At 59.5% G+C, this 18,598-nt stretch carries 18 protein-coding genes; 11 read left to right on the top strand and 7 right to left on the bottom strand.

Features of this window, described 5'->3' with window-relative positions:
- Positions 1-33 precede the first annotated feature (33 nt).
- The 4 genes from GbCGDNIH8_RS09895 (at position 34) to GbCGDNIH8_RS09910 (ending at position 3,886) form a co-directional block, all read left to right on the top strand.
- Positions 34-789: a response regulator transcription factor gene (locus GbCGDNIH8_RS09895; protein WP_072573050.1), complete on the top strand. Its 756-nt coding sequence runs from the start codon at positions 34-36 to the stop codon at positions 787-789.
- Positions 786-2,231: an ATP-binding protein gene (locus GbCGDNIH8_RS09900; RefSeq protein ID WP_072573051.1), complete on the top strand. Its 1,446-nt coding sequence runs from the start codon at positions 786-788 to the stop codon at positions 2,229-2,231. Before GbCGDNIH8_RS09895 ends, GbCGDNIH8_RS09900 begins: the two co-directional genes overlap by 4 nt.
- Positions 2,232-2,383: 152 nt before the next feature.
- Positions 2,384-3,085, top strand: a complete 702-nt coding sequence (locus tag GbCGDNIH8_RS09905) for a carbonic anhydrase (RefSeq protein ID WP_072573052.1) — start codon at positions 2,384-2,386, stop codon at positions 3,083-3,085.
- Between the two features lie 282 nt (positions 3,086-3,367).
- Positions 3,368-3,886, top strand: coding sequence for a hypothetical protein (locus GbCGDNIH8_RS09910; RefSeq protein WP_157692622.1), 519 nt, complete (start codon positions 3,368-3,370; stop codon positions 3,884-3,886).
- Positions 3,887-4,057: 171 nt separating this feature from the next.
- Here the strand turns inward: GbCGDNIH8_RS09910 and GbCGDNIH8_RS09915 are convergent, their stop codons facing one another.
- Entirely contained in the window at positions 4,058-4,588 is a 531-nt protein-coding gene (locus tag GbCGDNIH8_RS09915; RefSeq protein ID WP_072573054.1) for a hypothetical protein, read from the bottom strand.
- Positions 4,589-4,806: 218 nt separating this feature from the next.
- Between GbCGDNIH8_RS09915 and GbCGDNIH8_RS09920 the strand changes: the two genes are divergently transcribed.
- A complete protein-coding gene (locus GbCGDNIH8_RS09920) occupies positions 4,807-5,910 on the top strand; it encodes a S1C family serine protease (RefSeq protein WP_157692623.1) in 1,104 nt (367 codons plus the stop codon).
- A gap of 18 nt (positions 5,911-5,928) precedes the next feature.
- Here the strand turns inward: GbCGDNIH8_RS09920 and GbCGDNIH8_RS09925 are convergent, their stop codons facing one another.
- Positions 5,929-6,633, bottom strand: a complete 705-nt coding sequence (locus GbCGDNIH8_RS09925; RefSeq protein WP_081368953.1) for a response regulator transcription factor — start codon at positions 6,631-6,633, stop codon at positions 5,929-5,931.
- Positions 6,634-6,741: 108 nt separating this feature from the next.
- Positions 6,742-8,289 carry a HAMP domain-containing protein gene (locus GbCGDNIH8_RS09930; protein ID WP_072573057.1) on the bottom strand — a complete coding sequence of 516 codons (1,548 nt, stop codon included), beginning with the start codon at positions 8,287-8,289 and terminating at the stop codon, positions 6,742-6,744.
- 216 nt (positions 8,290-8,505) lie between these two features.
- On the opposite strand from GbCGDNIH8_RS09930, the gene GbCGDNIH8_RS09935 reads away from it, so the two are divergent.
- Positions 8,506-10,911, top strand: a complete 2,406-nt coding sequence (locus GbCGDNIH8_RS09935; RefSeq protein ID WP_072573058.1) for a TonB-dependent receptor — start codon at positions 8,506-8,508, stop codon at positions 10,909-10,911.
- Positions 10,912-10,983: 72 nt separating this feature from the next.
- On the opposite strand, the gene GbCGDNIH8_RS09940 is transcribed toward GbCGDNIH8_RS09935, so the two are convergent.
- Positions 10,984-11,421 (bottom strand): hypothetical protein, encoded by a 438-nt coding sequence (locus GbCGDNIH8_RS09940; protein ID WP_216634449.1) that lies wholly within the window; start codon positions 11,419-11,421, stop codon positions 10,984-10,986.
- Positions 11,422-11,616: 195 nt separating this feature from the next.
- Between GbCGDNIH8_RS09940 and GbCGDNIH8_RS09945 the strand changes: the two genes are divergently transcribed.
- Positions 11,617-11,994 carry a c-type cytochrome gene (locus GbCGDNIH8_RS09945; protein WP_072573794.1) on the top strand — a complete coding sequence of 126 codons (378 nt, stop codon included), beginning with the start codon at positions 11,617-11,619 and terminating at the stop codon, positions 11,992-11,994.
- On the opposite strand, the gene GbCGDNIH8_RS09950 is transcribed toward GbCGDNIH8_RS09945, so the two are convergent.
- The 3 genes from GbCGDNIH8_RS09950 to GbCGDNIH8_RS09960 form a co-directional block, all read right to left on the bottom strand.
- Positions 11,987-12,751 carry an ABC transporter ATP-binding protein gene (locus GbCGDNIH8_RS09950; protein ID WP_072573059.1) on the bottom strand — a complete coding sequence of 255 codons (765 nt, stop codon included), beginning with the start codon at positions 12,749-12,751 and terminating at the stop codon, positions 11,987-11,989. The two genes, GbCGDNIH8_RS09945 and GbCGDNIH8_RS09950, sit on opposite strands and share 8 nt — an antisense overlap.
- The gene (locus GbCGDNIH8_RS09955) at positions 12,742-13,449 is read right to left on the bottom strand and encodes an ABC transporter permease (protein WP_072573060.1); all 708 of its coding nucleotides are present in this window, start codon (positions 13,447-13,449) and stop codon (positions 12,742-12,744) included. Before GbCGDNIH8_RS09955 ends, GbCGDNIH8_RS09950 begins: the two co-directional genes overlap by 10 nt.
- Positions 13,450-13,517: 68 nt before the next feature.
- Positions 13,518-14,549: an ABC transporter substrate-binding protein gene (locus GbCGDNIH8_RS09960; protein WP_157692625.1), complete on the bottom strand. Its 1,032-nt coding sequence runs from the start codon at positions 14,547-14,549 to the stop codon at positions 13,518-13,520.
- Between the two features lie 222 nt (positions 14,550-14,771).
- Between GbCGDNIH8_RS09960 and GbCGDNIH8_RS09965 the strand changes: the two genes are divergently transcribed.
- The 4 genes from GbCGDNIH8_RS09965 to GbCGDNIH8_RS09980 are packed head-to-tail and all read left to right on the top strand — an operon-like array spanning position 14,772 to position 18,590.
- Positions 14,772-16,019, top strand: a complete 1,248-nt coding sequence (locus tag GbCGDNIH8_RS09965) for an ABC transporter substrate-binding protein (RefSeq protein WP_253736014.1) — start codon at positions 14,772-14,774, stop codon at positions 16,017-16,019.
- The gene (locus tag GbCGDNIH8_RS09970; protein ID WP_172822947.1) at positions 16,004-16,996 is read left to right on the top strand and encodes a YVTN family beta-propeller repeat protein; all 993 of its coding nucleotides are present in this window, start codon (positions 16,004-16,006) and stop codon (positions 16,994-16,996) included. The genes GbCGDNIH8_RS09965 and GbCGDNIH8_RS09970 overlap by 16 nt, the downstream gene beginning before the upstream one ends.
- Entirely contained in the window at positions 16,972-17,772 is an 801-nt protein-coding gene (locus GbCGDNIH8_RS09975) for an ABC transporter ATP-binding protein (protein ID WP_253736015.1), read from the top strand. Before GbCGDNIH8_RS09970 ends, GbCGDNIH8_RS09975 begins: the two co-directional genes overlap by 25 nt.
- Positions 17,769-18,590: an ABC transporter permease gene (locus tag GbCGDNIH8_RS09980; RefSeq protein ID WP_072573064.1), complete on the top strand. Its 822-nt coding sequence runs from the start codon at positions 17,769-17,771 to the stop codon at positions 18,588-18,590. The genes GbCGDNIH8_RS09975 and GbCGDNIH8_RS09980 overlap by 4 nt, the downstream gene beginning before the upstream one ends.
- Positions 18,591-18,598 lie beyond the last annotated feature (8 nt).

The raw sequence follows: 18,598 nt of genomic DNA on the forward strand, positions 1-18,598 counted from the left end.
CATTCTTTTTTCGTCATTCAGGGCACCTTGTTCATGGTTGATCAGACTACACCGAATGCCATGACGGCAGAGAATGCCGGAGCCCCCTATATTCTCGTGGTCGAGGATGATCCCGGCATGCGTGTGCTGATCATGCGCGTGCTGCGTGAAAACGGTTTCCGGACCAGTGCCGTAAGGGATGGACGGGAGATGTGGCCCTCCATCGAACAGCTGATGCCGGATCTGATTCTGATGGATGTCATGCTGCCGGGTGGCAGCGGTTTCGACCTCTGCAAGGCACTGCGTCAGTCCAGTCAGGTACCGATCATCATGGTCAGTGCACGGGGCGAGGAAATGGACCGCGTGCTGGGACTGGAACTCGGCGCGGATGATTATATTGCCAAACCGTTCGGTAAACAGGAGCTTCTCGCCCGCGTTCGTGCCGTCCTGCGACGCGGTCCGGTGAACGAACCAACCGCAAAAGGCAAGAGCGAGACAATATGCTTCGCGGGCTGGCAGATCGACATGAAGCGCCGCGAACTGACCGATCCCAGCGGAGCCGTCGTCGATCTGTCCGGTGCGGAATATGATCTGCTGTTGAGTTTTCTGGAAAACGCCCAACGGGTGATCGGGCGCGACCGTCTGCTGGAACTGTCACGCACCCGGCTTGGCGATGTTTCCGACCGCAGTATTGACGTACTGGTCAGCCGCCTGCGCCGCAAGATCGGCAATCGCGTAGGGGAACGCCCGTTGATCCGCACCATTCGCGGGGTCGGCTATATGTTCGCCGCCGATGTTGAACGGGAATGAAGCGGTTTCATCTCTGGCCACGCGGACTGATCGGTCGCGTGACGCTGGTGCTGCTGCTGGCCACGCTGCTGGAATTTCTGGGCAGCACTATCGTCTATGAACAGACCGAGATCTATTATGCCGATGACCTTGCCGTTCAGCGTGTGGCCGAACGTCTGGCGCTGAGCTATCGCGTGCTGATGGCAGCCGAGGAGGAAGAACGGCCGGCCCTTGCGAAACGCCTGTCCTCTCCTGACCTTCAGATCGGGTGGTTTGACTCTGGAGCTGGCACATCTCCGACCAATCCGGTTCAGATCGGCAGTTTCAGCCTGCCTGGGAATGCCCTGTCCCTGCCACCGACATCTCCCCGGGATGCGGGGCTGCTGCGGATGCAGGGGCTGCTGATCAACAGTCAGGATCTGCTCGAAAATGTGGAGCTGCGTCTCAGCCGGGGCGGCCGCAGCCTGATCGGCACCAGACGTGATCTGATCGGCACCATGCGGCTGCCGGGCCATGTCGACAAGGATGGCCCCCGTGACAGCTTCATCGTGTTTTTCGCAACCGGCGTTCTGGGCAGATTGCCGGGATTTTATGGTGGTCTGCTCTCTGCGGCGATTCTGGCCTGCTGCGTACTGGCCGCTGCCGCCATGCTGGTACGGACGCTGGGTCTGCCACTGCGGACACTGGCTCAGGCAGCAGATGCGATCGGCCATGGCCCCCCGGTCCAGATCAAGCCCAGCGGCCCGCGTGAGGTGCGGCAGGTGGCACAGGCCTTCAATGCCATGCAGACCCGCATCTCCCATCTCATCAATGACCGTACTCAGGCTCTGGCGGCGGTCTCGCATGATTTGCGCACCCCCATCCAACGCCTGCGGCTGCGCGCCAGCTTTCTGGATGATAGGGAGGCTCAGGCCGCCATTGAGGACGATCTGGACGAGATGGAGGCCATGGTCTCCTCCGTGCTGGCTTTTCTGGCGGGGGATACGGATCCTGAAAAACGCCGCCCCGCCGATCTGGCCACCATGCTGGAAACGCTGGTGGATGATGCCAGTGATGCCGGACAGCTTGCCACCTATTCCGGGCCTGAACATTGTATCCATACGGTGCGCCCCGTCGCCATGAAGCGGGCCTTCGCCAATCTGATCGGCAATGCATTGAAATATGCCAGCCGGGCCGATGTGACCCTGTTCTCGACCGACCACAACGTACAGATCCTCATCGAGGATAACGGTCCCGGTATTCCGGAGGCGGAGCTGGAAAACGTGCTGGAGCCATTCCGCCGCATCGAGGCATCCCGCAACCGTGACACGGGCGGTATGGGGCTGGGCCTTGCCATCGTAAGGCAGGTCGTGGAGCGGGAAGGCGGCAGCATCACCCTGTCCAACCGCACAGGCGGCGGGTTACGGGCCAAAATCGTGCTGCCGCTGCATCCCCCGCAGACCAAAGATCAACAAACCGGCTGAAGCGTTTTTTCAGGCAGCCATATTTTGTCCCAGCCATATTTTGTCACGGCGTTTTTGCAACTGCGAAAAATCCATGCGCCATAACATTGGGGCGGCCGGGTGGTCGCTTCCTCCTGCGGAGGATCGTTCAGGACAGTACAGGAGACCGTCCCATGGATACATTCATCAGCGGTATGGCCCGATTCCGGGGCGAGGTCTTTCCCCAGAACCGGGCCCTGTATGAGAAGCTTGCGCGTGAAGGCCAACAGCCGAAAGCGCTGATGATTTCCTGCGCGGACAGCCGCGTCATTCCTGAAATGATCGCCCAATGTGGTCCGGGCGAGCTGTTTGTTTCCCGCAATGTCGGCAACATCGTGCCGCCTTATGTGGATGAATCCTCTCTGAGCGGCGAAGTCGGCTCCGCGATCGAATATGCCGTGGCCGTGCTGGGCGTCAGTGACATTGTCGTATGCGGCCATTCCGATTGCGGTGCGATGAAGGCCATCATGAACCCGTCCGCGCTGGAACCGCTGCCGCATGTCAAATCCTGGCTGCGTCATGGCTGCGGGGATCACCAGCGCCTGTGCGAGGGCCTGCCCTCCACCGAAACCGGCGGCGATCCGGTTCGAACCCTGGCCATGCGCAATGTTGCCTTGCAACTGAACAATCTGCGCAGCTACCCCGTCGTGCGGGAAGCTGTCGCGCATGGTCGGCTGAGGCTCCATGGCTGGGTGTTCAACATCGAATCCGGCGGCGTCTATGCGCTGGATGGCGAGACCGGGCGCTATCACGAAGTCATGGATCACCGCCTGCCGGTTGCCATTCATGCGGCCAATGAGGATGCAGCGTCGATTATTCCAATGGCCGCTGAATAAAGACCGTTTTCCTTCCCTTCCTGCCCCCGACAGGTTGAAACAGTGCCGTTGCCCCCGACCGCGAGAAAAGAATCCTCTTTTCTCGCGGTTTTTTTTATGCAGCCCGGCGAGCTTCGTACAATCTGTCATCTATCATCGCTATTTTTTTGAAAAACCGCACAGATTATACCCGGACAGCCTTCCCCCTTACGGAATCAGACGATAAAGCATGCCACGGTGCGGCCGAATGGCAGTGTCACCGCACAGATCGGCACAAGCGCCACAATGCGGCGGAGGATTTTGATGACTCTTCGTTATACCGGACCTGCAATCGCATGTATGGCGCTTGCCCTGTCGGCCTGTCAGAAGCCGCCGGAAGCCCCATCCAAACCAGCCTATATTTATGAAGCTGATACAGTCGGCGCAGCCCCGTCCTGCTCCGCACAGGAAGTCACCCTGACCCCGGGCAAGGAAAGCGCCATCACCATGACCGTCCAGAATGACGGCGGCTGGTGCGCGGCCAAAGTCACGCAGCCCGATCGCTCCCCCTATACGGCCGGGCTGCTGATCGCCCGTCCGGCTCACGGCAAGGTGGTTGTGCACAGTGTCGGCTATGACACCCGCACCGATTACACCCCCGATCCGGGCTATCAGGGCGCTGACAGCTATGCGGTCCAGCTGCTGCCGGGTGATGCCATCCTGCGCGTGAACGTGACCGTGACCCCGGGCAAGACCAATATCACCCCCGCCGTCACCGCTCCGAAGCCTTCCAAGGCAACGGCCACGCATAAGCGCAGCAGCAGCAAGAGCAAGAAACACTGAACGACCCTGTTGTGCACATGCCTTTCCTCCATCAGGGAAGGCATGTGTGATCCGTAAAGACGCACCCCGAAAGAAAAAACCGCCGGACAACAGCCCGGCGGTTTTTTTTAATGCCGTCGCTCAGGGAGGAGGGGAACGGGAAAACGTTCCGCGCGCCCCGCTCGAATCAGCTCAGTGCTTCCTGCTGCGGCGGGAAGAAGAAGGGGCGGACACGGCAGGTCCATCCTGCAATACACGACAGGCAGGTGCAGTCGCGGGATAAGTATCCTTACCGGCTGCATAGCTGGCCAGCATGCTGTCTTTCGGCAGCGCCATCACTTCCGTAAACAGCGGCGTGCCAAGCACGCAGAAATCGCTGCCTTCCTTGAGGGAGTTTGTGGACTGCCCATTGGCAAGGCCGGTGATGAAAATATCGTGGACCTTCTGAGCAGACTTCCCGGCAGCCTTCTTAAACCAGGCGCTGACATCCTCATGCGCCGCAGCCAGAGCGGGGCGGTAACGGGTCACGAAGCTGTTATACGCATCTTCGGTATGGCAGGCCTTGGCGATCACCTGCAATTCGCTCTGGAGGGCGACTGTATCAAAGGCCGCCTGCTCTGCCTGGCTGGAGCATCCCGAAGCGGCCATAGCCGGGGCTGCCCCCCCCATCGCTGCGGCGGCAAGGCTTGCGGAAAAGCAAAATCCGTAAAGGACGGCGCGCATGGATATCATCCCTTGCATCTGTTTACACCGGCTCAGGAGCCAGCGTGCGGATACTCCCGAGCCTCCCCCCTGCACGATCCTTACGACCGGCGGGACGAGTAATCGTGGCAAGTCTTCATCTCTGACCAAAAATGCCTTGGGGATCAGAGTTTAGGAAGGTTTTGATAAAGCGAAACCCGAAAGAATCAAGTCCGCAGCCTGGGGACAATACCACCGTCATGAAAATATTTCCTGCCTCTGGCAGGCAGAGTGTGCGGGAGGGCTGGCGATTTTCAGTCCCGCTGGCTACAGCGACAGTGGCGCAGGCGGATCGAAGGAGCAAGCGGCAGACAATGTCGGAAGACCGGTGGCAAATACCGCAAAACATGCAGCCTCATCCTTCGGATTACAGCTTCGATCTGGAGGCTGTCCTGCAAGGAATTGTCTTCCTGCGTTGTATTGGCCCGGATGGGTTTGATCCCGATGGCGCTGACGATCAGGGCGCGCAGCGGACCGGGAGCGGTGTCGTGATCGAGGTCGGTTCCAGCCAGACAAAAATGGTCATCACCATGACCTATCTGGTGAACGACGCCGATGCGATCTGGATCACGACACAGGCCGGTCAGGTCACGCCGGGCCATATCATCGCGCTGGATCATGAAAGCGGCTTTGCACTGATCCGCCCCGCTGACGCATTGGCCTGCCCCACCATACAGATCGGCGATCCCTCCAACGTCGCCAGCGAAAGCAGCGCTATTCTGGCGGCCTCCGGCGGCATCACCCATGCGGTGGAAACGCGGATCATTGCCCGTCAGGAATTTGCCGGATACTGGGAATACCATATCCCCGATGCGCTGCTGGTCACTCCACCGCATCCCGTCTGGGGTGGCTGCGCCCTGATCGGCATGGACGGTCGCCTGCTGGGAATTGCCGCCGTCGTGTTGCAGCAGGGCGATGTCGGCGCGGGACAGCTCGACATCAACCTGATCATTCCGGTCTCTCACCTGCAAGCCATTCTGCCAGAGCTGCTGACCCATGGCAGACGGCTGGCCAGTCGGCCATGGCTGGGCCTGCTGGCGGCTGAACAGGAAGCGGGAATCCTCATCAGCGATGTTGTTCCACACGGTCCGGCCGAAGCCGCCGGTCTGCGACAAGGCGACCAGATCACCGCTATCAATGGCAAGGAGCCGGGTGATCTGGCAACGCTGTGGCGGTTGTTATGGCAAAGCGGGGCGCCACCCGTGGAGGTTGCTATCACCATCCGGCGGGATGGCCAGACCATGCATACGCAGGTTCATGCCATTGACCGCTATCTGTATGACAAAACCCCCCGGATACATTGACCTCCCTGCCTTACTCCGTCAGGCAGGAACGCTGCCCTTGGCCCGTTCGACCGCATATTTGATCAGCGCCGCCGCGGAATTATAGCCCAGCTTGCTGCGGATCTGCAGCGCCGCATGCGCCGCCGTGCGGTAGCTGACGCCAAGGATCACGGCAATCTCGTTCAGGCTGCGTCCCTGACCGAGCAGATCGAACACCTCCCGCTCCCGTCGGGATAACGGGCGCAGGGGGTCATCCGGCTCCCGCAGCGTGTGGAGAGCGATTTTCTCGGCAACCCGTGGACCGAGATGCATCCCACCCGCGAGCACCTTGTCCAATGCCTCCAGCATGCTGAACGGATCATCATTCTTGGTCAGATAGGCGGAGGCACCACCCTCCAGCGCGCGGGAGACAAAAGCGGGATCCTCATACATGCTGAACACAATGACCTTCAGGGAAGGCACGTCCGCCTTCATGGCGGCCAGAACCTCCAGCCCCGGCATGTCAGGCAGATTGAGGTCGAGCACAACGACCGCAGGGCTGTGCTCCCGGTTCAGACGCACGCCTTCAGCACCCGTGCTGGCCTCGATCACCTCAACCCGCTCCTCAGCATGATCCTGAGCAGAACCGGCAACCACTTTGCGCGCAGGGGTATAATCCGTCAGCAAACGTCGGCATCCGGCACGAACAATCGGATGATCCTCGATCAGCAGCACCTTCATCCTGTATTCCTTCCCCGCGTTCATACGGCATCCTTCAGACCGTCAGCACCGTCACCGGCAGACCGAACTGCACCACCGGACGGCACCCTCAGCGGGATACCTTCTTACAGGCCTTGGCTTATAGGCCGTGGCTTATAGGCCGTGGATATTAGCCGATTGGCTGCGGGAAGCGACTCCCCCGCTCTTTGCCTGCCATGGAATTCTGGCAAAAATCACTGCACCGCCATGCAGCCAGGCATCGTGACCATCATCCGGCTCATCCTCCCCCCATCCCTCAGCGGATAACCCGGCCTTCTGCGAGGCCATCATCATTTCCGCCAGCTTGTCCGCGGCACCGGGCTGGCCGTTATCGCCGATATAAAGCTTGCCTCCCGCGGCACGGACACGCTCCGTCATGCCCAGCAGACCGTACCCATAGGAAGGGCTCCCCGAAAATCCGGCGCCATCATCGCGCACATAGACGCCCAGCCATGGAGGCTCCGTCTTGCCATCCTGCAGGGCTCCGACTGGTTCCCGCCGGGGAGGCAGCCAGAAAAAACCAACCTCCACATGTCTGGCGCCGGCATGACGGGCAATGTTGGTCAGACATTCCTGCACCAGACGAAACAGGGTCAGAGCCAGATCCGTCTGTGTCTGCTCCAGCCCGGCACAGAGCATGATATCCCACTGCGTTTGGGGAACGCGCCGCCGCCAGTCCTCCACCAGACGCTCCAGCGCGTCAGGCAGGCCCATTTCCTCCAGCACCATCGGGCGCAGACGCTCCAGCATGGCCGCGTTTATGTTCTGGATGGCATCGACCAGAGACCCGACCGACACGACCCGCGACTCGATCTTCTCCACCTCGCGGATCGATAAACCATCCTGCCCATCACTCTGATACCGATCCCGGCACCACCGGGTCAGGGAGGCCAGTTCGGCCCTGATTGCGAAAAAAGCCGGGCCGAACTCGTCATGCAGCTCATGCGCGACATCACGCCGCTCCGCTTCCTGCATGGAGATCAAACGGTCGATCAGATGATGGTTATCCTGCGTGATGCGTTGCAGCCGGGCGGCCAGACTGTCAAAGCGAACTGCAATCGGCTGCAACTCCTCCACCGTCACCGGGCCGAGACGGGTGGCATATTCCCCCGCCTCCAAAGCCTCGAACCCTTCCGCCAGGCGCTGGAGCGGACGCAGCGACAGGGACGTGGCCAACATGATCAGCAGCACGATGGCAACCGAGATCGCGGCAAGCTCCACCGCGATCAGGCACAGCTCTCCCCAGACTTCCTTCATTTCGTCGAACGGATTGGCGATCAGGATAATCTGGCCAATGATCGCACCGTGATAGAGCACCGGAAACGACCGGGCGACGATCGGCTGGGGCAGCAGATCGACAAACCAGTGCGGCACACGCGGACGCTGCCCGACCAGCAGAGGCGGCATCCCCATCGCCATCATCTCAGGCGCAGGCAGCAGTAACAGGTCCAGATGCCGGACACGCGGCAACTGTTGCGCCACCATCGTCAGCGCATCCTGCTGCGTCGGCATGGCGCGGGCTGTTACCAGCACGGCCTCCACCAGCACACGCCCCAGGCGGAAACCTGACTCCATTTCATTCCGGATGCGGTGATTGGCCCGGTGAAGGCTCAGCGCCAGAGAAACAATCAGACCAACCAGCAGGATAAGGGCCGGCAGCAAGACCAGACGCCCTTGTAAAGAGCGTGTTAAACAAGGCCAGAATGGTATTCTGAAGACTATTTTCTGCATTTTATGCATATTCTATATCATATAAAGCAAATACATATTCATTTTATGTGCCACAATGTACAACAAAGTACTTCCAAAATTCAAAATACCATGGACATTACCAAAAAATAATTTGTAGGACGCAACGAGTTACTCGGGGGGTTTATAATGAGAAAAAGAATTATACTTGCCGCCGTTGCGCCTTTTCTTCCCGTCGTCGCCCAGGCACAGGGAACGATGAAGAATGCAGCGAGCCAAGGCAATCAGCCAGCGGCTTCGTCTCCCGCTGAAAACAGCACACCCAATTTCACGCTGCCTTCCCTGCAGGTGGTGGGAACGACCCCACTTCAGGGGTCGGGACTGAACCGGGAAGAAGTACCCGCAGCCACTCAGGTTTATACCGGGCTTGATACCCAGAAAACCGGCCCGGCAGACCTGCTGCGTTCGCTGGAACAACAGGGCACCGGTATTTCCTTCAATCAGGCGGTGGGCAATTCCCTTCAGCCCAATCTGATCTATCGCGGCTTTTCCGCTTCTCCACTGGCCGGTGATCCCCAGGGCCTTGCGGTCTATGTCAACGGCACACGCTTCAACCAGTCCTTTGGCGATACGGTGAACTGGGATCTGATCCCCAGCATCGCCATTGATGAAACACAGCTGGTCGGCGCCAATCCGGCTTTCGGTCTGAATGCGCTGGGCGGTGCCCTGTCCGTGCGGATGAAGGACGGCTTTAACTATCAGGGCGGTCAGGTCGAGGTATCGGGGGGGTCGTTCGGCAACATCACCCTGTCCGGACAATATGGTGTGAAGTCCAAAGACGGCACGATGTCCGCCTATATTGCCGCCAGCGGGATGAACGAGGATGGCTGGCGCCAGCATTCCCCATCTCAGGCGCGCCAGGTTTACGGCGATATCGGATGGCGCAGCGACCGTGCCGAAGCGCATGTCAACGTGACCTATGCCAACAATATTCTGGTCGGCAACGGCACAACCCCGGTTGAACTGCTGGCAGCGGACCGGAGTGCGGTGTTCACCTATCCCGATCAGACCCGCAACAAATATGTCCGCGTTGTCGGCAGCACCACGGTGACAGTGACCGATGAGTGGTCAGTGCAGGGCAATGTCTATTACAGCAACCTGTCCCAGCGCACCTTCAACGGCGACGCAGCCGAGGTTGAGCCGTGCGATGACGATCCCACTCTGGTCTGTTCAGAGGATGGCCCCCCGCTGCAATCCCGTCGCGGCGGATATGTTCCCAATTTCGTGCAGAACAGCCCGTATAACCAGCACGGCTTCGATTATGACGAGGGCGGTCCCTACGCCTATCTGAACCGCACCGCGACCGATACCAACGGGTTCGGAGCCTCGGCACAGGGTGTGAATACCGCCACGGTGTTCGGCCACAAGAACCATTTCGTAGCCGGTGTCAGCTATGATGGCGGGCGCAGCACTTTCACCGCCAACACTTTGATCGGCCCGCTGACCCTTGATCGCGGCTTTGGCGGCCCCAGCATTGAGGTTGATGACTCCACCGCCAATGTGCTGCCGGTGCGGGTGAATACCAGCAACGACTATTACGGTGTTTTCTTCACGGATACGTTCGACATCACCGAAAAACTGGCCGCCACCGTCTCGGGGCGTTTCAACTCCGCCCAGATCGCGCTGAACGACCAGATCGGCACCAGCCTGAACGGCCAGCATTCCTATAACCGCTTCAATCCCGCAGCCGGCCTGACCTGGAAGATCACGCGCTCCGTCTCCGCCTATGCCGGCTATGCCGAATCGAACCGCGCGCCAACCCCGGCGGAGCTTTCCTGCGCCGATCCGACCGCCCCGTGCAGCCTGACCAATTTCTTCGTCGGTGATCCGCCCCTGAAGCAGGTCGTGGCCCATACCTGGGAAGCCGGGTTCCGTGGCCATCACAAGGTCGAGACCGCCACCGTCAACTGGCATACCGGCTATTTCCATACCGGCAGTGATGACGATCTGGCCTTCGTATCCAGCGAGACCTCCGGGCGAGCCTATTTCCGGAATGTTGGCCCCACCACACGTCAGGGTGTGGAAGCCTCCGTCAATCTGATTGCCGGCGCATGGTCGGTCTTCGCCAACTATTCTTTCACCGATGCCCGCTATGGCAGCAATTTCACGCTCAATTCCGAGGATAATCCTTACGCTGATGACGGGCTCGTCAATGTGCGCAAGGGCAACTACATCACCGGGATTCCCGCCCACGTGTTCAAGGTCGGCGTACAGTGGTCGGTAACGCCCAAATGGGTTGTGGGTCTGATCGGGCGTGCCGCGAGCGGCCAGTATCTGATCGGCGATGAAGGCAACCAGAACCAGCGGACCGGCAATTACTTCGTGATGGATTTCAACACCGCCTACCAGATCACGAAAAATGTGCAGCTGTTCGGCCTGGTGCGGAACCTGACCAACCAGAACTATGCCACTTTCGGCACATTCTCCCCGGTTGGTGAAGTCCCGATGCTTCAGGCTCCCAATGCCACCAATACCAGAAGCCTCAGCCCGGGCGCTCCCATCGCCGGATATGGCGGTGTGCGCGTTTCCTTCTGAAACGGCTTGATCCTGTATCATTATGAAGGGCGGTCTCCGGACCGCCCTTTTTTTGATCTCTGCCTTACCGACTCAGGGTGTGCAGTCCTTCAAATCGGCATCGCCGATTGAAAAAGCATAGGGACCGTCTTCCTTCGCCTCGACATCATGAACCACACAACTACGCCCGCGCTTCAGTTTCAGCTTCACGTCATAGCGGCCCGGCTGAATACCGAGGATTTTCAGGCGCTCATCCGCCTCAACCTCTCCATCCTTATCGTTCTTGCACTGATCACTGCCCCATGCCGTCGTGCCGACAGGGGCCATCTGAAGTTTCACGATGGTGTCAGAGGTCGTATTCCAGAACCTCATCGCCTTACCCGCAGCGATTGCGCTGCCACCAGCAGCCATGGTCAGGCCGATGCCGATCAGGCCGCCGAACCACAGCATGCGATATTTCCGACCCGAAGGCTTCGAGGTGGCAAGGGCGGTTGCCAGAAGTGAGTCACCTGTTTCAACAGAGATAATCATGGACTTTTGTTCCTTCCTGAAACCCGTCATACTGCGATCTGGAGCCGGTTGACGAAGGTGCCATGCCGGTGCCGCAAAATTGCCTCAAGAATGCCTCGACGAACGGCTATCGGAAAGAGCGTCAACAAGATAATGTCCCGGCGCGGCTCATTGGGGGCCGTGCCTTTCCGAACCACCTTGCAACGGGACGAAACGATGCAAAGCAAACTGGTTCCTGCTCTCGCTTTCTCCGCTTTTGCGCTGCTGGCCGCCGGCCAGGCGCGCGCGGATGGCGATGCCGAAGCAGGTAAGACCCTCTTCAAAAAGTGCGGCTTCTGCCACTCCACCGAAGCCGGCAAGAACAAGGTCGGCCCCTCCCTGGCCGGCATCGTCGGTCGCAAGGCAGGTGTTGAGCCTGGCTTCAACTACTCCGACGCCCTGAAAAGCTCCGGCCTGACCTGGGACGAAGCCACTCTGAACAAGTGGGTTGAAAATCCGAAGGGCCTGGTTTCCGGCACGAAGATGATCTTCCCCGGCATCAAGGACGAAAAGGATCGCCAGAACCTGATCGCCTATCTGAAGACCCTCAAGTAATCAGGTCTTCCGGGGATTGGAGGTCTGCCGCAAGGCGGGCCTCCTCCTCTGCCGTCAGGCTGCGGGCTGACGGGTTTGCACCGGGCAGATTAACCTGCCTGATCATGCTGGCAGGCTTTCCACCAAGCATCATGACCCGATTCGCAAGCCTTGCCGCGTCCAGCGCCTCATGCGTCACCATCACCGTCGCCATGGCGCCAGAACGCCAGAAACGCCGCAATAAACCCATGCTGCTGCCGATGCTGTCCTTGTCCAGCGAGGCAAACGGCTCATCCAGCAGCAGAATATCCGGTCTGGACGCCAGCGCCCTGACCAGAGCAGCGCGCCGTGCCATCCCCAACGACACACGGCCCGGAAGGCTGTCAGCCACTTCCTTCAGTCCGAGTTCTGTGAACAGACGCTCTATCAACGCCTCATCCGGGGCAGGCATCATCAGCGCGACGTTCTGACGCAGCGTTTTCCACGGGAGCAATAAAGGTTCCTGAAACACTGTGCCGATTCGCGGGAAAGCCCGGTTGCGGCGCTGTCTGATGCTGTAACCTGCCCACCTGACCTGGCCGGAATACGCATCATCCAGTCCGGCCAGAATACGCAACAGACTGGTTTTGCCACAGCCTGAGCGCCCCATGACTGCCAGCACATCCCCCCGGTGCAGATCAAACGCAATGTCCCTTAAAACAGGTGTTGCGCCATGATTTTTGGCCTCGATCCGCACATGCAGCAGGGCGGCAGCAGCGTGTGCCTGCTCTATCGCCATGCAGATACCCGCCGTTCCAGCAATTGCAGCACGCCCCATTCCAGCGCCTGTACCACCAGAATAAAGGCCAGCGTGTAGACCAGAATCCCGGTCACATCGAAAAGCTGGAAATACACCTGAAGCTGAAACCCCACCCCATCGCTACGCCCCAGCAGCTCCACCACCAGCACGATTTTCCAGATGATCGATAGCCCGGAGCGGGCAGCCGCAAAAATATAGGGTGCCAATTGCGGCAGGATTGCGTGGCGCAGAATGGCAAGACGGCTCATGCGGAAGCTGCGCGCCATGTCCAGCAGCGCCGGGTTCAGCGCCCGCGCGCCTTCTCTCACCGTCACAGCAGTGTTGGGCAACTTGTTCAGCGCCACAGCCATCACCGCGGCCCACTCCGTCAGCCCGAACCAGATATAGATCAGCACGATCAACACAACGGCAGGCAGGTTGAGCATGGCGGTGAGCAGACTGTCCATGATCGCATTGAGACGGGGCATCCTGCCCAAGGCCACGCCAATCGCCGTCCCGACCACCAGTGCGAGCACGAAAGACTCGGCAACACGGCGCAGCGTAATCGCCAATGTTGGCAGCAAGGCCCCATGCACTGCCTGCTGCACCATGGCGGCGATGACGGTGCTGGCGGATGGCAGCAAGGGATCGTGGGCCCAGACTGCCGCGCCCTCCCAAATCGCCAGCAGCAACACCATCGACGCGACCCGCCAGCCGAAACCGATCTGACCAGTGCGGGGGGCCTCTCTGCGGGCAGAAAATGCGGTCAGAGCGCTACCTCCGCCGGAAACAGTCCGACCGGTATCCGCGTCGGCAGGCCGGAGGTCTCTGCACCGGGCAGGGCATGCAGGATCGTCAGCAAGCTCTGGGCCGCATCGATCTGCGCCTGGCCCCAGTGATGCGGAATGCCAGCCCGGTATGCATCACGCAGTAGGATCAACTCATGATCGTCTCCCGCACCGGTCAGAGGGCGGATAGCCTGCCACTCCGTATCCGATGTCGCGAGAATGGCCTGTGCCTGCGCAGCGGCCTTCAGAAATCTCCGTCCTGGCTGAGCCGGGCCTTCCGCCCAGGCGGAACGGAACACATAACCCACAAGAGGCGTATCCACCGGCAGCCCCAGCCCCGCCAGAGCATCGCCAATACGCAGCAGAACGCGCCCACCATGAGCCTCCCCCCGTGCCACGAAAGGCCAATAGGTCAAGGCGGCGTCCAGTCTTCCCCGGGTCAACTGCTCGTTCAACAGCGGCGGGGCTGCAAAAAACGGAGTAAGGCTCTGCGGGTCATAGCCCAGCTTGCGGGCGGCAAAAGCCCTGAAAATCAGCCAGCTTTTATCGATCGGGCCCCCGGCCACCCCTAATCTGGCCTGCTTCAGATCATCAATCCCATGCAGCTTGCTGTCCGCCCGGACCAGAATGCCCCCGGATTCGCTGGAAAAAGGGGAAAACAGCCAGTCTCCGCCCTGTTCTCGCTGTCGGGCCGCCCAGAGCCAATCCTGCACGGCAAGATCGGCCGAGCCAGCCTGTAACGCCACCTGTGTAGCCTGTGATCCGGCGAGTGACAGCTCCACCAATCGAAAGCCAGCATCATGGTCCAGGCCATGACGGCGGATGACATCCAGCAGCCAGGAAAGACTGCCGAAACGCAGGCTGGCGACCCTGATCTCCGGCATGGAAGGGTCCTCCGCCCGCGCGGCTACCGCACGAGTGGCAAGGCACAGCCCAAGGCCGCCCGTCAGCACGCGACGGCGGGACCAGAACGAGGGATTCTGTCTCCTGCCCGTTTCCAATAAGCTCACGGCGTTTTCCTCAAGCCTTGTGATCAAGGCGTTTTGAGTTCTATCCCGCCTATATCGGCATAAATTGTCAATATTTCATGGATATTTTCACCCTAAACGCATTTTTATCCCTGTTATCCATCGCCACATCAGCAGGCACATGAGATAAAGGCAGAAGCGTCTGCCAATGTTTCAGGCCCTTTATCCGGAGAGGCCGTGTGGCGGGGGATGCGGAGGAAACATATGAGCTGGATCAAGCACGCGAGAAACGCGGCACCGGCACTGACTGTACTTGCCTGTCTGGCGGGTCTGCCGGCCGGGGAAATGCTGACGCCTCATGCAGCGATGGCACAGGACGCTGCAGCAACGCCAGCACAGACGATCCGTATCGTCTATCTGGAGCTGCATGAAACGCGCCGGTGGCCTTCGACATGGCTTGATCAGCCTCCCGCCGATGAAGGCGTGGAAGGCGCACGTCTGGCCCTGCGCGACAATGCGACCACGGGCCGCTTCCTGAACCAGAACTATGTGCTGGACGAGCAGATTCATCCAACGCCCGAGGCCGTGATACAGGCCTTCAAGGACAGGCTGAAAGCAGGCGACCGGAATTTCGTGCTCAGTGTGCCGCCTGACCTGCTGCTGCGTCTGGCAGATCTGCCGGAAGCGAAAGACGCTCTGCTGATCGATGCGAAATTGCCGGATGACCGGCTGCGTGGCGCGGATTGCCGCCACAACGTACTGCACACCATGCCCAGCCGCGCCATGCTGGCGGATGCGCTGATGCAATATCTGACCGTCAAAAACTGGCACCACGTCATGCTGGTAAGCGGCAAAACACCAGATGATGCCTTATATGCCGAGGCCATTCGCCGATCGGCCAAAAAATTCCAGATCCGCATCGTCGCCGATCGCCCATGGACCTTCAACCCGGCGACGCAGCAGGCTGATACGGGACATTTCCAGATCAACACCGAGGTTTCCCGTCTGACACAGGATGTCGATTACGACGTGCTGATCGTTGCCGATGAGGCAGGCAATTTCGGCGACAGCCTGTCCTACCGCACCAACACGCCTCGCCCGGTGGCCGGAACGCAGGGGATGGTGCCGGAAGCATGGGCCAGACCATTCGACGAATATGCCAGCACACAGTTTCAAAGCCGTTTTCTGAAACTGGCCCATCGCTGGATGACCAGTCTGGATTACGGTGCATGGATGGCGGTACGCAGCTTTGGTGAGGCCGCCACCCGCACCGGACAGTCCGATCCGGCCAAACTGGCAGCCTATATACGCGGCGATTCCTTTGCTCTGGCCGCCTATAAAGGGCCACCGCTCAATTTCAGGCCCTGGGACGGACAGTTACGGCAGCCCGTGCTGCTGGCGGATGATCGTTCGCTGATTTCCATTTCGCCGCAGCCCGGATTTCTGCACCAGTTTTACGAAACAGATACGCTCGGCATCGACCGGCCGGAGAGCACATGTCACATGCAATGATCCGCCACCGCATGGCAGCCGCGATTGTCAGTGCTGCGCTGGCAATCCCGCTTTTCGCCACCAGTGCGATGGCGGGCAAAATTCTTGTCTCCAATGAAAAAGACAACACCATCACGGTGCTGGATCAAGACTCTCTCAAAATCATCAAGACCGTTCCGGTGGGTGCGCGCCCGCGCGGTATCGTGCTCTCGAAAGACGGAAAAAGCCTCTATATCTGCACATCCGATGCTGATCATATCGAGGTGCTCGATCTCGCCAGTCTGACCGTCAGCAAAACCCTGCCGAGCGGACCGGATCCGGAGCTGTTCGCCCTCAGCCCGGATGGAAACACGCTTTATATTTCCAACGAAAACGACAACATGGTCTCTGTGCTGGATATCGGGCAAAGCAGGATTGTCGATGAAATTCCCACCGGCGTGGAGCCGGAAGGGATGGCGGTCAGCCCGGATGGAAAAACCATCGTCAACACATCCGAAACCACCAGCATGGCGCATTTCATCGACGCCAAAAGCCATAAGCCGGTGGCCAATGTGCTGGTCGGCACCCGCCCGCGTTATGCGGAATACAACAAGGATGGCTCTCTGGTCTGGGTTTCTTCCGAAGTTGCAGGTCAGGTCGCGGTGATCGATACCAAGACCCATAAAGTGATCAAGACCATCAGCTTCGCGATCCCCGGCGTACCGAAAGAAGCAGTCCAGGCTGTTGGCATCGCCCTCAGTGATGACGGCAACACTGCCTTCATCTGCCTTGGCCCGGCCAATCGCGTGGCGGTGGTGGATGCCCATACCTACGAGGTGAAAAAATATCTGCTGGTCGGGCAACGTGTCTGGCACGCTGCTTTTTCACCGGATCAGAAAACACTTTATACCGCCAACGGAATCAGCAACGACATGTCAGTGATCGACGTGCCCAGCCTCAAGGTTCTGAAATCGGTGCCGGTCGGGCAACTGCCATGGGGCGTGGTGGTGGCACCCTGATGCCGACACCATCAGCCCCTTCATCCGCCGCGCTGGCCGTAAGCAGCCTCAGCCATGCTTTCGGGGCGCGTCGGGTGCTGGATAACGTCACATTCAGCATTCAACCCGGTGATTTCTCCGTCCTGCTCGGACTGAACGGGGCCGGCAAGACCACATTATTCGGGCTGATCACAAGACTCTATCACAGCAAAAGCGGCCATATCGCCGTGCTCGGTCATGATATGCGCCGGGAACCAGGCCGCGCCCTTGCCCGTATGGGGGCGGTGTTTCAACAATCCACGCTCGATCTCGATCTGACCGTGTTGCAGAACCTGACCTACCATGCCGCCTTGCATGGAATGCCCTCCCGAGAAGCCCGCGAACGCGCCCTGGAGGAACTTGGCCGGATCGGCCTTGCTGATCGTGCGGGGGATCGGGTTCGGCAGCTTTCCGGCGGACAACGCAGACGTGTCGAGCTGGCACGGGCGCTGGTCCATGCGCCTTCACTGCTGTTGCTCGATGAACCCACCGTGGGGCTTGATATCGAAAGCCGCCGCTTCCTGCTTCAGCATGTGCGCGAATTGTGCCGCGATCACGGTCTTGCCGTGTTGTGGGCCACCCATCTGATTGATGAAGCAGATGAGCAGGCCCGCATCATTGTGCTGCATCAAGGAAAGGTGCTGGCACAGGGTGCGCGCGATACCATTGTCCGTGACGCCGATGCCGTCGATCTCGGCACCGCGTTTGATCGCCTGACACGCAACGGTCAGAATACCACGCGGGAAAAAGCCGCATGACAACAGCGTTTTTATCACCCGCCCAGTACGGGCGCTGCATGACGGGGATTGTCCGCCGGGAGGCTTTACGCTGGGTCCATCAACGCGGACGCTTTATCTCCGCCCTGGTGCGACCGCTGGTCTGGCTGGTCGTGTTTGCCGCAGGATTCCATTTCGTACTCGGCGTCTCAATTATTCCGCCTTACGAAACCTATGTTCCCTATGAGGTTTATATCGCACCGGGTCTGGTGGCGATGATCCAGTTGTTCAACGGCATGCAATCGTCCCTCTCCATGGTTTATGACCGGGAGATGGGCAGCATGAAAACCCTGCTGATCAGCCCGTTTCCCCGCTGGTTCCTGCTATTGTGCAAGCTGCTGGCAGGTGTGACGGTTTCCATTGTGCAGGCCTATATTTTTCTGGCCATTGCCTGGTTCTGGGACATCACGCCGCCTGTGACCGGCTATCTGGCCGTACTGCCTGCGCTGATCATGGCCGGCTTGATGCTGGGAGCGCTGGGGCTGGTTCTTTCCTCCTTTATCAAACAGCTCGAAAATTTTGCCGGTGTGATGAACTTCGTGATTTTTCCGATGTTTTTCACATCCTCTGCCCTTTATCCGCTCTGGCGGGTCAAGGATGCCAGCACCACGCTATGGTGGTTCTGCCAGATCAACCCCTTCACCCATGCGGTGGAGCTGATCCGCTTTGCTTTGTACGATAAGTTCGCCACGCAATCGGCGTTGATCGTCCTCACCTATACCATTTTGTTCATGGCAGCCGCCATTCTGGGCTACGACCCCGGTCGCGGGCTGATGGCCCGTCGTACGGCGGCAGATTGAAAGTGTCG

Source organism: Granulibacter bethesdensis, assembly GCF_001889545.1.
In the GTDB taxonomy this organism is placed as follows: domain Bacteria; phylum Pseudomonadota; class Alphaproteobacteria; order Acetobacterales; family Acetobacteraceae; genus Granulibacter; species Granulibacter bethesdensis_B.

Excerpts from the sequence above, each read along its gene's own strand:
- GbCGDNIH8_RS09895 (WP_072573050.1), top strand. The coding sequence starts at position 34 with ATGGTTGATCAGACTACACCGAATGCCATGACGGCAGAGAATGCCGGA.
- GbCGDNIH8_RS09900 (WP_072573051.1), top strand. The coding sequence starts at position 786 with ATGAAGCGGTTTCATCTCTGGCCACGCGGACTGATCGGTCGCGTGACG.
- GbCGDNIH8_RS09905 (WP_072573052.1), top strand. The coding sequence starts at position 2,384 with ATGGATACATTCATCAGCGGTATGGCCCGATTCCGGGGCGAGGTCTTT.
- GbCGDNIH8_RS09910 (WP_157692622.1), top strand. The coding sequence starts at position 3,368 with ATGACTCTTCGTTATACCGGACCTGCAATCGCATGTATGGCGCTTGCC.
- GbCGDNIH8_RS09915 (WP_072573054.1), bottom strand. The coding sequence starts at position 4,588 with ATGCGCGCCGTCCTTTACGGATTTTGCTTTTCCGCAAGCCTTGCCGCC.
- GbCGDNIH8_RS09920 (WP_157692623.1), top strand. The coding sequence starts at position 4,807 with ATGAAAATATTTCCTGCCTCTGGCAGGCAGAGTGTGCGGGAGGGCTGG.
- GbCGDNIH8_RS09925 (WP_081368953.1), bottom strand. The coding sequence starts at position 6,633 with ATGAACGCGGGGAAGGAATACAGGATGAAGGTGCTGCTGATCGAGGAT.
- GbCGDNIH8_RS09935 (WP_072573058.1), top strand. The coding sequence starts at position 8,506 with ATGAGAAAAAGAATTATACTTGCCGCCGTTGCGCCTTTTCTTCCCGTC.
- GbCGDNIH8_RS09940 (WP_216634449.1), bottom strand. The coding sequence starts at position 11,421 with ATGATTATCTCTGTTGAAACAGGTGACTCACTTCTGGCAACCGCCCTT.
- GbCGDNIH8_RS09945 (WP_072573794.1), top strand. The coding sequence starts at position 11,617 with ATGCAAAGCAAACTGGTTCCTGCTCTCGCTTTCTCCGCTTTTGCGCTG.
- GbCGDNIH8_RS09950 (WP_072573059.1), bottom strand. The coding sequence starts at position 12,751 with ATGGCGATAGAGCAGGCACACGCTGCTGCCGCCCTGCTGCATGTGCGG.
- GbCGDNIH8_RS09955 (WP_072573060.1), bottom strand. The coding sequence starts at position 13,449 with ATGGTGTTGCTGCTGGCGATTTGGGAGGGCGCGGCAGTCTGGGCCCAC.
- GbCGDNIH8_RS09965 (WP_253736014.1), top strand. The coding sequence starts at position 14,772 with ATGAGCTGGATCAAGCACGCGAGAAACGCGGCACCGGCACTGACTGTA.
- GbCGDNIH8_RS09970 (WP_172822947.1), top strand. The coding sequence starts at position 16,004 with ATGTCACATGCAATGATCCGCCACCGCATGGCAGCCGCGATTGTCAGT.
- GbCGDNIH8_RS09975 (WP_253736015.1), top strand. The coding sequence starts at position 16,972 with ATGGGGCGTGGTGGTGGCACCCTGATGCCGACACCATCAGCCCCTTCA.
- GbCGDNIH8_RS09980 (WP_072573064.1), top strand. The coding sequence starts at position 17,769 with ATGACAACAGCGTTTTTATCACCCGCCCAGTACGGGCGCTGCATGACG.